Source organism: Mariniphaga anaerophila (assembly GCF_900129025.1).
GTDB lineage: Bacteria > Bacteroidota > Bacteroidia > Bacteroidales > Prolixibacteraceae > Mariniphaga > Mariniphaga anaerophila.
Genome location: NZ_FQUM01000006.1, coordinates 323,483 through 336,936 on the forward strand (window position 1 = coordinate 323,483; position 13,454 = coordinate 336,936).

The 13,454-nt window shown below is 42.9% G+C and carries 11 protein-coding genes; 4 read left to right on the forward strand and 7 right to left on the reverse strand.

What is annotated here, in order from left to right:
• Positions 1-3: 3 nt before the first annotated feature.
• The 4 genes from BUB08_RS14190 to BUB08_RS14205 all read left to right on the forward strand — a co-directional run bounded on the left by BUB08_RS14190 (position 4) and on the right by BUB08_RS14205 (position 6,323).
• The gene (locus BUB08_RS14190) at positions 4-621 is read left to right on the forward strand and encodes a cytochrome b/b6 domain-containing protein (RefSeq protein ID WP_073002536.1); all 618 of its coding nucleotides are present in this window, start codon (positions 4-6) and stop codon (positions 619-621) included.
• A gap of 284 nt (positions 622-905) precedes the next feature.
• The gene (gene ccsA / locus BUB08_RS14195) at positions 906-3,983 is read left to right on the forward strand and encodes a cytochrome c biogenesis protein CcsA (RefSeq protein ID WP_073002537.1); all 3,078 of its coding nucleotides are present in this window, start codon (positions 906-908) and stop codon (positions 3,981-3,983) included.
• 64 nt (positions 3,984-4,047) lie between these two features.
• Positions 4,048-4,527, forward strand: a complete 480-nt coding sequence (locus BUB08_RS14200; RefSeq protein ID WP_073002538.1) for an SRPBCC family protein — start codon at positions 4,048-4,050, stop codon at positions 4,525-4,527.
• A gap of 257 nt (positions 4,528-4,784) precedes the next feature.
• On the forward strand, positions 4,785-6,323 hold the full coding sequence (locus tag BUB08_RS14205) for a YifB family Mg chelatase-like AAA ATPase (protein ID WP_073002539.1): 1,539 nt from the start codon (positions 4,785-4,787) through the stop codon (positions 6,321-6,323).
• An 82-nt stretch (positions 6,324-6,405) separates the two neighbouring features.
• Here BUB08_RS14205 and BUB08_RS14210 read toward each other — a convergent pair whose 3' ends face one another.
• From BUB08_RS14210 to BUB08_RS14240, 7 genes are all read right to left on the reverse strand, one after another.
• Positions 6,406-7,380, reverse strand: coding sequence for a hypothetical protein (locus BUB08_RS14210; protein ID WP_139249720.1), 975 nt, complete (start codon positions 7,378-7,380; stop codon positions 6,406-6,408).
• Between the two features lie 202 nt (positions 7,381-7,582).
• Positions 7,583-8,413 carry a hypothetical protein gene (locus BUB08_RS14215; RefSeq protein WP_073002541.1) on the reverse strand — a complete coding sequence of 277 codons (831 nt, stop codon included), beginning with the start codon at positions 8,411-8,413 and terminating at the stop codon, positions 7,583-7,585.
• A 26-nt stretch (positions 8,414-8,439) separates the two neighbouring features.
• Entirely contained in the window at positions 8,440-9,327 is an 888-nt protein-coding gene (locus BUB08_RS14220; protein WP_073002542.1) for a hypothetical protein, read from the reverse strand.
• Positions 9,328-9,394: 67 nt separating this feature from the next.
• Complete coding sequence (locus BUB08_RS14225) at positions 9,395-9,970, reverse strand: Crp/Fnr family transcriptional regulator (protein WP_073002543.1); 576 nt, start codon at positions 9,968-9,970, stop codon at positions 9,395-9,397.
• Between the two features lie 226 nt (positions 9,971-10,196).
• A complete protein-coding gene (gene mgrA, locus BUB08_RS14230) occupies positions 10,197-11,180 on the reverse strand; it encodes an L-glyceraldehyde 3-phosphate reductase (protein ID WP_073002544.1) in 984 nt (327 codons plus the stop codon).
• A gap of 18 nt (positions 11,181-11,198) precedes the next feature.
• Complete coding sequence (locus BUB08_RS14235) at positions 11,199-12,767, reverse strand: M81 family metallopeptidase (RefSeq protein ID WP_073002545.1); 1,569 nt, start codon at positions 12,765-12,767, stop codon at positions 11,199-11,201.
• A 171-nt stretch (positions 12,768-12,938) separates the two neighbouring features.
• Entirely contained in the window at positions 12,939-13,268 is a 330-nt protein-coding gene (locus BUB08_RS14240; RefSeq protein WP_139249721.1) for a hypothetical protein, read from the reverse strand.
• Positions 13,269-13,454: the final 186 nt, after the last annotated feature.

The following is a 13,454-nucleotide window of genomic DNA, read 5'->3' on the forward strand; positions in this document are numbered from 1 at the left end:
GTTATGGAGAACGGGAAAAAACTTTATCTGTATCCTTTATGGTTGAGAATATGGCACGGAATCAATGCCCTGGGAATTCTTGTGTTAATCTTTTCAGGCATCAGTTTACACTATTCGACAAGAGGAGCTCTCTTGCTGAGATTCGACATTGCCATTGCAGTTCATAACATTGCTGGAGTTATTATAACATTCAATTATTTCATTTTTATTTTGGGAAACATTCTCACGAAAAACGGGCAACACTACCGTGTTAAAGTACAGGGATTGCCCAAAAGGTTAATGAAACAAATTTTGTACTACACCTCCGGAATGTTTAAAGGAGAAAGTTCGCCCTACCCGGTTACCGAAAAAAGAAAGTTTAATCCGCTTCAGAAATACTCCTACATTTTTGTGATGTACATTTTTTTACCGGCTCTTATTGTTACCGGAATTGCACTGCTTTTCCCCGAAATGATAATTGAAAAGGTGTTTCGAATTAGCGGAGTTATGATAACAGCTGTACTACACGGAATATTAGGATTCTTCGTTTTTCTCTTTTTACTGATTCACCTGTACGTTGCATCCATGGGAAAACCACCGGGGAAAAATTACAAGAGCATTCTTACCGGCTGGCACTCCTGAAAAGGCACAGCAAAACCACACGCTGTTCTTCAGGCATTTTCTAAAGAAAAGCAATCGTTTTTGGAAATCACCCACCCAAAAGCTTTTATCAGCACATCTTTATCGACTTTGCCAATTGCTAATCACTACTTTTTACCACAATTTTTCTTCCCGCTTTCCAATCTTGGTTATTTTTGGAAAGCCGTTTTTCAAATTATGATACGAGCATTGCGATATTTGACGAAAACAGATGAACAAAACACTCGTTTCATACGGCACCGTTGAAAACAAATAATCTTAATCAAATGAAAAAATTTGTCTCTTTTTTGTTCTCCATGCTTTTCACCGGAATTCTGGTAATAATCTTTGCAATAGCCATTGGTTACGCCACATTTATCGAAAACGACTACGGTACGCTCACCGCCAAAATATTAGTTTACAATTCCCGATGGTTCGAAATACTTTTGGCAATTATTTGCATCAACCTCATCGGAAGCGTATTCGAGAACAAGCTTTTTAGCCGAAAACGCTGGCCCGGATTTCTGTTCCACATCGCTTTTGTTTTTATTATTATCGGCGCCGGCGTTACCCGTTATTTCGGGTACGAAGGCACCATGCACATTCGCGAAGGAGAATCTGCCAGCTTTATAGTTTCCGAAGAAACATACGTTAAAATAACGGCTGACAACGGACAATCAAACGCAGAAAAGGAGGTTGAGGTAAAATTCTCGCCTTACACTGCAAACCATTTTTCAGAAGAAATAGAGTTGAACGGAAAAGCCATTCGCGTAAAAAATTTGCAGTATGTTCCTTCAGCAGCCGAAACCGTGGTTCCCGATCCCAACGGAGAGCCAATTGTCTCGCTCATGGCCGTGGGGCAAGGAATGCAGCGGACAGATTTCAATCTAAAAAGCGGAGACAACAAAACAGCATTTGGAAAAATCATTGGCTTTAACATGCCGGACAACGCCACGGACATCAACTTAAAAATTGAACAGGGGAACTTATATTTTGTCGCTTCTGATTCAGTTTTTATAATGGGCATGAATGGCGAAAAAGCAGCATCCATCCCTCCGGAAACTGAACACCAAATGAACACACAAACCGTGTACTCAAGCGGCAACATGCACTTTGCCGTAAAACAGTTTTTTCAGCACGCAACTACCCGGCTGGCCTACTCGCCTCCGCAACAAGGAGGTTCAACCAGCGACGCCATTCAAACTGAAATTACAGTAGGAAACCAATCAAAAACACTGGCAGTTTACGGCACAAAAGGAGTAGTTGGGAAAAGCTACACTACTACTATTAACGGCACAGAAGTAACTGTTTCTTTCGGCTCAAAAAAAATTGAGCTTCCGTTTTCCATTTATTTAACCGATTTTCAATTGGAAAGATATCCGGGGTCCAACAGCCCGTCGTCTTACGCCAGCGAAGTTGTACTAAAAGACGGTGCCACGAAAAAGCCCTTCCGCATATTCATGAACAATATATTGAAATACCAGGGTTATCGTTTTTTCCAGTCATCGTACGACACCGATGAAAAAGGCACAATTCTCTCAGTAAACAGCGACGCCTGGGGAACGTCAATAACCTATTTCGGCTACCTGATTATGGCCATTGGAATGATTCTCACGCTGTTCAACAAAAACAGCCGTTTTATGAAACTCATCAGAGCATCTGCCAGGCTAAGCAACGAGCGGAAAAAACTGTTTGCGGTTATTATTTTCGGAGTTCTTTTTTCGTCGGTAAATGCAGATGCGCAAAACATAATACCACTTAATAAGAAGCATGTTTCGGAATTTGAAGAGTTGTTGCTGCAAAGCACCAAAGGGCGGACTGAGCCAACAGCAACACTGGCTTCGGAAATTCTGCGCAAAGTGGCCAAAAAGAATAAATGGGAACGTATGTCGGCATCAGAAGTATTCCTTTCGATGCAATCCAATCCGGAGCAGTGGAAAAGTGTCGCCATAATAAAAGTTGCCAATCCGGAATTAAAGAAAATGCTGGATGTTACGGGAGACTACACATCATTTAACAACATTGTTTTACCGCGCGAAAAAGGAGGATACCGGCTGAATGCAGCGGTTTCAAAAGCATTTTCAAAGAAAAGCAGTGAGCGCGACAAACTCGACAAGGAAATTATTAATGTGGACGAACGCGTAAACATTCTTTTCAATGTTTTCTCGGGAAACTTTTTTACCGTTTTTCCGGTACCGAATCACGAGAATCAAAAATGGGTGACTGCAAACGATGCTGAAGCGCTTGAAGAAAATGCGGTTTTTGCAGCACAGGCCACCCGGAATTACCTGGGCGCTGTTGCTGCCTACGACTGGGGAACAGCCTCACAGATTCTGGACCAAATAAAAGACTACCAACAAAAAGAGGGCGCCCGGATCATTCCTTCATCATCAAAAATCAAACTCGAAATTCTGTACCATAAATGGGATGTTTTCGGGAAGCTTTCGAAAATATTATTAACGGCCGGCCTGGTTTTACTACTACTACAACTTTACACCATTTTCAACCCAAGAACGAAAATGGCAACACTAAAAAAAGTTGGCTTCATTTTTATACTGCTGCTGTTCGCTGTTGAGACGGCAGGATTGGCTGTGCGCTGGTACATTTCGGGACACGCCCCGTGGAGTAATGGTTACGAGTCGATGGTATTTGTAAGCTGGGCCACTTTATTGTCGGGGATTATTTTTGTGCGCCGCTCCGAAATAACACTGTCGCTGACGACTCTGCTTGCCGGGCTAACACTATTAGTTGCCGGCTTTAGCTGGATGAGTCCGGAAATAACCAACCTTGTACCGGTTTTAAAGTCGTACTGGCTCATTGTTCACGTTGCTATTATTATGGCCAGTTATGGTTTTCTGGGAATTGGTGCGATGCTTGGCTTGCTGAACCTGTTGCTGATAATTTTCAGAAACAAAAAAAATAAGAAACGGGTGAATCACACAATTAAAGAGTTGGTGGTAATCATTCATATTTCGCTTATTCTCGGCATTTTTATGTTAACGGCCGGCTCGTTTATCGGAGGTATCTGGGCTAACGAAAGCTGGGGTCGTTACTGGGGATGGGATCCGAAAGAGACTTGGGCAATGGTTACCATACTGGCTTACACATTTATTGTTCATATGCACAAAATACCCGGGTTTAAAGGGAGCTATGCCGTTAGCGCTGCATCGCTGGTTGGCTTTGGCTCTGTTCTAATGACCTATTTTGGTGTAAACTACTACCTCTCCGGACTGCACTCCTATGCGCAGGGCGAGCCTGCTCCAATTCCTGCAGGAGTGTACGTTGCCATAGTAGCGGTAATAATGTTGGTAATAATTGCTTTCGTATCAGACAAAAAAGAAAAGCAAGAAGAAATTGTAATATAAAACATAATTTGGGAACAAGTCTGGCAATTACAAGCAACCGGGTAAATCTGAAAAAACAAAAAGAATGAAGCTGATCAAAAATTATGTTATTGAATCTTCCACCGGAATAAACGCGGCTCCCGACAAAATCTGGAAGTTTTTTCACAATCTTGAAAGCAACTATAAAACATGGGCTCCGGAAGAGCATCACTATTTCCGCTGGACAAAAGGAGAACCATTAACCCGGGGTGCGAAGTTCGACTCGCTGGAGATTGTTGACGGGCATAAAACAAGAATTAAAGGAGCATGCATAGAAAGCGTAAAAAATAAAAAAATTACATTTAAGCCTGCATGGCCAACGTCAATCATGTGTACGAAGCTCGAATGGATTATTAAACCGCGGGAAGAGAAAACTCTTTTTGTTGCAAAAACGCATTATAAATTCGGCAAGCTTTTTCTGGTATTGAGAAAAGGCACCGTCAAAAAAATTTTTGAGACGACCCAAAAACACATGAATAGAGAAGGCCTCAATCTGAAAAAGATAATGGAGCCGAATTATACATGACTTAGCTGAACTTTTAAAACGCAGACGGGCATTTTCAATCCAGGTTCTTTACACAGAAAACACACTTATTCTTTTGTCCATATCCGCTATTTAAATTCAGGTCTTCCTACCAAAATATCCCTTCGTGAATGCGATGATAATGCTCTCGTTGTTTGAAACCGGGAAACCACAGAAAGTGCTGCTACTATTGCATTTCGGGTTAAAATTCTTAAATTTAATGAGTTAATCATAAATTAGTCGAAACAAAACCCATTCCCATGTTAGTAAAAGCATACGGCAGCGCAGTTTTCGGAATCGATGCCACAACCATCACCATTGAAGTTGACGTTACACAGGGCATCAAATTTTTGTTGGTTGGCCTGCCCGACAGTGCTGTAAAAGAGAGTCAGCAACGCATTGAATCTGCACTTCGGCTAAATGGGTTCAAATGGCCCCGTTACAAAATTATCATCAACATGGCTCCTGCCGATATTCGAAAAGAAGGCTCGGCATACGATCTGCCACTGGCAGCAGCTATTCTGGCGGCTTCAGAACAAATCAGTTCAGAGAAGCTGGGCAAATACATTTTGATGGGCGAATTGTCGCTCGACGGCACATTACAGCCAATAAAAGGAGTTTTACCCATTGCCATTAACGCCAGAAAAGAGGGGTTCGACGGAATTATACTTCCCAAACAAAATGCCCGCGAAGCAGCTGTAGTTGATAAGCTGAAAGTTTTTGGCGCAGAAAACCTGCACGAGGTAACGGGCTTCCTCAACGGCAAACAAGAATTGGAGCAAACCATTGTTGACACCCGCGCAGAATTTTATGCGCAAATCAACAACAATCCTCTGGATTTTTCCGATGTTAAAGGCCAGGAAAATGTGAAGCGGGCGCTGGAGATTGCAGCAGCCGGCAGTCACAATATCCTTTTAATTGGACCTCCGGGCTCAGGAAAAACAATGCTGGCCAAACGGATTCCCACAATACTGCCCCCGTTTACACTAAAAGAAGCACTTGAGACAACAAAAATTCATTCGGTGGTCGGAAAAATTGGAAAAGACACATCGTTGATGACACAGCGGCCGTTCCGCAGTCCGCATCACACTATTTCGGACGTAGCATTAGTTGGCGGAGGAACATACCCGCAACCCGGAGAAATTTCGCTGGCACACAACGGGGTTTTATTCCTCGACGAGCTACCAGAATTCAAACGAACAGTGCTGGAAGTAATGCGACAGCCGCTTGAAGACCGGCTGATTACCATTTCGAGGGCAAAATTCTCAGTAGAATATCCCAGCAGTTTTATGCTGGTAGCTTCTATGAATCCCTGCCCGTGCGGGTACTACAACCATCCGGCAAAAGATTGTGTGTGCGCGCCTGGCGTTGTACAAAAGTACCTCAACAAAATCTCCGGGCCGCTGCTCGACCGAATAGACATTCATTTGGAAGTGGTTCCCGTGCCATTCAAAAAGCTGTCGGAAATGGAAGCCTCGGAAAATAGTGAAACCGTGCGCCAGCGGGTAATTGTGGCGCGTAAAATACAGGACGAACGGTTTGCTGAACACAAGGGGATTTATTCCAATGCACAAATGAATTCGAAGCTAATTCGCAAATATATACAACTGGACGAAGCAGGAAACGAACTCATAAAAAATGCCATGGATAAACTGGGACTTTCGGCACGTGCTTACGACCGCATTTTAAAAGTTGCGCGCACGGTTGCTGATTTGGAGAACGAAAAAAATGTGCTGCCACACCACCTCTCTGAAGCAATTCATTACAGAAGTCTGGATCGTGAAAACTGGGGTGGTTAAATAAAAACACTGCTCTTGGTATTGTCCGATTGAATCTAAAATTTCTATAGAAGTTGGGATAAAATTCTGTTTCTATCTTCACTTACCTGCCAGGCTCTGCATGTATTTCATATTTTAAAACACCGGCATTTTCATCGTATTTCTTTATCAACGCCATATTCGATTTAGGGGTTATCCAAATATATTCCGGCGTTACCCCGGTGCCTGTATTTCTGAATAACTGATTGTAGATTTCAGAAAGCGAGTTGTCCACGTCGAAACTATAGGTTGGCGCCGAATACAAAGAGTTGATATAATTGAGAAGAACCTGTCTACTTTTCTGAGCAAAGGCAACTCCATCGCCACTATTTGTTTGAAACAGGAACAGATGAAGCGAAGAGCCGTTGTCGGTAACTACAGAGCGGGTGGCAAAATCATATCCTTTTATAAAAGCATTCTGATAGCCAGTGCTAACAGTACTTGTATTTACCACATCGCTCCAGTTGTAGCCAAGAAAATCTTTGTCGTTTACAATGCTTACCGAAACAGTGTCGGCCGATATTACCCGGTTGTTTTTGTACCCCAGCAAACAGGTTTCGTATTCCGCCGGCAAAAAGAAGCAATTTGACCACTTCGAAATAAAACGACTGCCATGGCCGGAGGATTCCAAAATTTGAAGCCGTTGATTCGTATTTGTGCAAACCCACACAACCGAATCGTATATTTCAATTAAATTCTGCGATGTAAATTCTTCTTCTGAGTACATATTGAATTCCATTAGGTCGAATATATTTCCCTGAGTTCTGGTGGCTTTCAACTTGAGTGAACGGTCAATTATCTGCACATTAAGCAAATAAGAATTACCACTGCCATCGCTAATTGTAACAACAACCTCGCCAGGGGCAAGGGGTGTAAGCTCAAGGTTGCCTTCGTCATCACTAATACTTAGCTTGGTATTGTCGGAGTTGCTTATCGAATAATCCTCATCACCTCCGAGTATCACAAATTCTGTTTTTTCTTCGGTTGGGAAATTAATGGCAACCGAATTGTTTATTACAAAATTAGTCTGTCCATTCATAGCCAAATAAATTAATCGGATGGACTGAGAAAAATCTTCATTTTTGTTGCATGACGACCAAACTAATGCACTTACGAACAACATCAAAAATCCAAAAACTCTAATTCTTTTTTGCCTTGTTTTAATACTCATACGTCAATTCAATATTACTATCTTCTGAAACAAAAATCTTATGCTCTTCGGGAGTGACAATCCCCTTTTTTCAATTTAATACCCCTACCGGAATTTCAACCTCTTCCAGTTTGCCCTCAAGTTTACAACCGGATTCAACCTCTTCCATGGTTATGGCCAGGCCAACCTCATCGTCAGAATAATCTTTGGCAATGGTTTCCCATCCCAGGTTCAGGTACTCATCCAGCCGATGCAGAAAAAATTCGCTGCATTGCGTAATTTGAAACTTATGAGGAGTTGAAACAGCTAAAGTAGCATCGGTCAATTGTCCGTTTTCATCTGCCGGATATATCAATGTCAGGTAGGGTTTGCCATCCTCCATTGCAAAAGAATAATTTCCTTTTCCCTGTATTTTTAGACCATTGCTTGTGATTGTTTTCTCTCCATTATCGTCAGCAAAATACACGTCCCGCGAATTGTTGTTGACCAAAAATAAAAACGGTGCCTTGCTTAAAACCGGATGTTCGCTTTTTATCATCGTGGAACCATTCCAGTATAGGTCAGACACCCGAAGAACCTCGTAATTGTCGGTTACCTTTATTGTTAAGCTTATTGTTTCTCCGGTTTGGTTATCCGTAACAGCAAGTGTTGATTCCCCCGTTAGCAGCCCCCGCACCAAAATCATCCCCGCCGGGTTTGACCACCCTTCTTCTTTCGAGGCCGAGAACAAACCAGAATTTCCTGACAGAATGGAATAGTCGCCACTTCCGCTTTTAACGCCAATATAACGCGTGCCGTGTATTGGAATTTCATAAGCCTTTTCATAAAAACTCAGTGGAGTGTTTTCCTCATCACTGCAACCTCCTGAAATTATTGTAAAAACCGACAAAAGTAACAATCCTAGAAAATAATTTCTTTTCATGACCTTATTATAACTTTTAATTCTGATTATTCTTCAACAACAATTTCAACATCGCTGGTTTGCCCGGTAATGGTATCTGTAACAATTAATTTGGTTATACCTGCTTTTAACGGGGTTACCCTGACCACGGCAGAATTATTCATGTTGTTAAAAAAATCTTTCCCGGGAGTCACTGACTTCACCTCTGCAACTGTCTCGTCAATAATCCGGGCAGAATAATTGCCGCTGCCCCTCCAGATTGAAATGCCGTTTACCCCATAGGTAAATGGAAGTTTGAATGTAAGCCGGTCATCCGAAGGCGGAACGAACAAATCGTACTCATCCACCACATAAACATGAACCGAATAAAGCTCCACTTTCCCTTTTAGTACATGAAACAAAATATTGCCGGCAGTCTTTCCTTCTACACGGAAATTACTGCCCGTTTCGGCACTGGCCGTAAAGGTAGCCGCGCCTTCGGTGTCAACAACAGCACTGCCATCGGCAACTACACTGTAATTTTTGTCAAACGTAAAAGGCAGCTCGAAAACCCTGCTTTCTCCTTTTTTAATATATATTCCTTCTCCGGCAAAAAACTGGTAACTGATTGGTTCGCTCACACGAACATCGATTATTCTAGTGGTTTCGGAACCGACATCATTCGAAATATTGACCGTAACGGTAGCATTCCCTATGCTATGCCCGATGATGTAAAAAATATTCTCGTTATCGGTATAAAGAATTCTCGCAATATCAGGGTCAGACGAAGTAATACTCAGAAAACCTTCATCCCTTTCAATTTGTATTTCTGCATAACTGGTTTCATTGTTCAGAACACAGGATTCTGTACTCAAACGAAGTTTTATAGTGTCATCATTTTTCTCGCAGGCAAATAAAGCAATTGCCAACACTAAGTAGAATAATGTTCGTTTCATTGTTTCTGTTTTCGTAAAAATAATCTGTAAAAATAGCCAGCTTAAAAATTAAAGTTCTTGATTTGAATCAAGAGTTCTGCCCGTGCGAGAGTTTCGTCCGGATTCGGCTGAGTGTTTCGGGAGTAGTTTTTACAAGTGAAGCAATTTCTTTTAAGCTCACCTGATTCAGAATGTCTGGATACCGCCCGATGATTTTCAAATAGCGCTCTTCGGGCGTGTTGCAGTACAACGAAAGCATGCGCCCGTATATATCCTGAAGCAAAGTTTCAGCCACTTTACTCCTGATATTTGTGGTAGAAAATTCGTTGGAATATCGGTTAAACTCATCAATAGAGAGCACCAAAACAGTACTGTTTTTTATGGCCTGTCCGCTTATTACAGCGGGGGTTTGAGATAAAAAAGCGGAGTAATCAACTACAAAATCGTTTTCGAAACTGTAACCCACAATCTGCTCTTTTAAGGCAGAAGTGTATCCTAAATACCGGAACCCTCCTTTTACTATGCACCCGATATATTTCTGCATTTCCCCCTGTTGCATGAAAAAATCATCCTTCTGATATTCTTTTTGAATACCGACTTCAAGAAAATAATTCCGTATCCCCGCAATCTCTTCAAGCTCCAGGTATTTATTGAAAACGAACATTGTAATTCTACATAATGATTAACACTGCAATAACAAACTTCTGGCAACTATTGATTTCCCTTCTGTAATCGACAGTACATTAATTATCGCGTACAAATCTGCAAAAGAAAAGGCAAAAAATACGGCCGCCCAACAGAAACGGACAACCGTATTAACCTTAAAATCGTATGAGCAGAACAGTCAAAGACTTACCACGCCGGCTAAATAATCACGGAACACCCAGAAATCATTTCAGCACCGCTTCAATTTTCTGTAATTCCTCTTTACTGAAAGCTCTGTTTCTGAGCATTTCCACATTATTGTCAATCTGATTTACCGAACTTGCTCCAATTAAAACCGAAGTAATCCTTTTATCTTTCAGAATCCAGGCCAGTGCCATTTGTGCCAGCGACTGTCCCCGGCTTTGTGCAATTTCGTTCAGCGTAACAATTTTATCGTGGGCAGAATCCACGTCTTTCTTCTTCAGAAAAACTTCGCGGGTAGCACGCGAACCTTCCGGAATACCTTTCAAATATTTCCCGGTAAGCAGCCCCTGTGCCAACGGCGAAAACGGAATGCAACCAATGCCTTCTTCTTCCAACACATCCAGCAATCCACCTTCAACCCAACGTTCAAACATCGAATATTTGGGCTGATGAATGAGACACGGTGTTCCCAGCTCTTTTAATATTTCAGCGGCTTTTTTCGTCATATCAGCGGGATAATTCGACAAGCCAACATAAAGTGCTTTCCCGGAACGTACTGCCCTATCCAGCGCCATCATGGTTTCCTCCAGCGGGGTGTCAGGGTCGGGACGGTGAGAGTAAAAAATATCTACATATTCAAGCCCCATTCGCTTTAAGCTCTGATCGAGACTGGCCAGCATGTATTTGCGGCTACCCCACTCGCCGTAGGGCCCGGGCCACATAAGATAGCCGGCTTTTGACGAAATAATCAACTCATCGCGATACGCCTTGAAATCCTGCTTCAGAATTCTCCCGAAATTCTCTTCTGCAGACCCCGGAGGCGGTCCATAGTTATTGGCCAAATCGAAGTGGGTAATTCCCAAATCAAAAGCACGGTGCAACATTGCACGCCCGTTTTCAAGGGTATCAATTCCTCCGAAATTATGCCATAAACCCAGCGACACAGCAGGCAGTTTCAGTCCCCATTTCCCGCAACGGTTATAGGTCATTTCGTCGTAACGCGATTCTTTTGGAATGTATGTCATATCATCAAAATTTTGTTGTTAATTTTCATCAGAAGCAGCTATTAAGCGGGCAGACAAATCCGGGTTGGGCATGTCTTTGTCCAGCGGAAACATGGGACGGACGATGCGTTTGTAGCCCAGTCGCTCCAGATCCTGATCCACGCCACCCGGCGTAAGTGCCATTATCCAGTCGGCCCGCATATTATATAGTTCGGGAACCAGGTATCCTATTTTTACCACCAGAATATCTTCTACGCGGGGATTCAACCCCAGCCGGGTAAAATCTTTCTCATAATGGTAGGGTTTGCGCTTTTTCGTAACAATCACCTTCACGCTTCCAACCTGCGCCACAACAGCAGTTCCGGCGGTGGCATCCTCTGTATCGATGGCCAGAATCGTTCCTGAAAGTTTAATCGGAGGTGCATAACGATTATCAACAATTGCCCCGGCAAATCCTTCTGCTTTATTCCCCACGCCTGCAGCCACAGCTTTCTCCACAAAATCGGGCCCGGGGAGAGAAGCATAAATCAACGAAGTCCCGTTTTCTTTCTGAAATTCGGGTCGGTTAAGAATTTGCTGCAGCGTCCAGGTCACGTCACCTGCTCCTCCGGCAGTAGGGTTATCGCCCATATCGCTAATTATGAATGGGTGTTTTTCGCTGGCAACAGCCATGTCCAGACATTCGTCCAACTGTGCCACAGGTGCTACAAATTCAAATTCATTTCGAACATCCCAAAAACTCTGAGCGAGAAACTCGGCGCCCTCTGAAACCTTTTCCCTGTCGTCGCCGGTAACCACTACAACGCCACGATTCCGCGGCTCGTCTGCCCAGGCATATCCAATCCAAATTGCCGCATCAATTACTCCTTCCTGATCGGCTATTCCCGGAACTTTGGCGTACAAACTTTTTCCGGGTTCAATACGAGTGCTTGTTTTTTCTCCGGGCAACAAAATCGGCACCGGAATCCACGCTTTATACTTTGGTTTCCCTTTCCCGCTTTCCAAACGGTCGAGCAAATTTTCCAACGCACGCTGTTTCGATTCCAGCGCATCTTCGTGTGGCGCCATGCGGTAACAGGTAATCAGATCGGTGTGTCTGGCCAGTTTTTCGGTAACATTTCCATGCAAATCCATCGATGTGGAAATAACCGGCTCCTTCCCCACCACCTCACGTATTTTTGCAATTAAATCCCCTTCGGGGTCATCCAGCCCGACAACACTCATGGCGCCATGAATGTCAAAAAATACTCCGTCGTAAGGAAGATTTTCTTTTAACATGGCAAGAGTTTCGTTCACCAAAGAATCATAAGCAGCACGGGCTACAATACCTCCGGGAATCGCATGTCCGCGTAATGTAGGAAACCATTCTGCCCGTTTCCGGTCTTCCGAATCATCTGACAAAAAAGGGTAATATGAAAAAATATCGCTGCCCCTCCGAATCCGGAAATCCGCCGTGTGCGTTACTGCCGGAGAAAAAGTGCTCGACTCGATGGCTAAACCGCAAATAGCCACCCTTGGCAAATCTGAACTACTTTTTTTTGTACCCGTTGTACATGAATATCCCAGCGCCACAAGCGCGAAAAACAGAACAAATGCTAGCTTTTTCATATCGTTTTTTAGTTTGAATCATTAACCTGCAAAAACAAAGATACAAATGATCTCCTGCGGCACACCGCCTTCATCATAATAAAAACAGAAGAAACCGCAGCTTCTTCTGTTTTATTTCAAAATTCTTATTGTTCAGCAGGAACAAAAAGTCAATTGGTTAGCAATATTCCATCAACACTCCATATCGTCCAGGCTTTCCTGCGCATCGTCGATGGCATTTTGCCACACCACACGATCCTGCCCGGTCAACAACGTACAATCTCCGTATGGCCTTAGTGCATTTAAATAAGCCTGAGCCGCCTGTTTGTAAGCATTGCAATTAGCGGAAGTAGGGTTAGTAGCAAACGTCTGAGCGGCTGCCGCCATTGCGTTTAATTCATCACTCAGTTCGGTAGCCCATGCAACAGAGCAGGGCGTTTCTTTTTCTTCACTTTTTTTGCAGGAAGAAATCCCTGCGACAAGAAACATCAAAAGAAATAGAGACAAAATTTTGTTTTTCATGCTATTGTATATTTGTGCTAGAAAAGTTACGGCAATAAACATTTCTATCCAAATTATGCTAATCGAAGACAAAAAAAATCTACTCAACCCGATAACAAACACATCAAATTCAGCCTATCTTGAATATACATTTAGCTAGAACCTACCGGAGCATAAACTGTCCAGATTTTACATTAAAAAAAATAA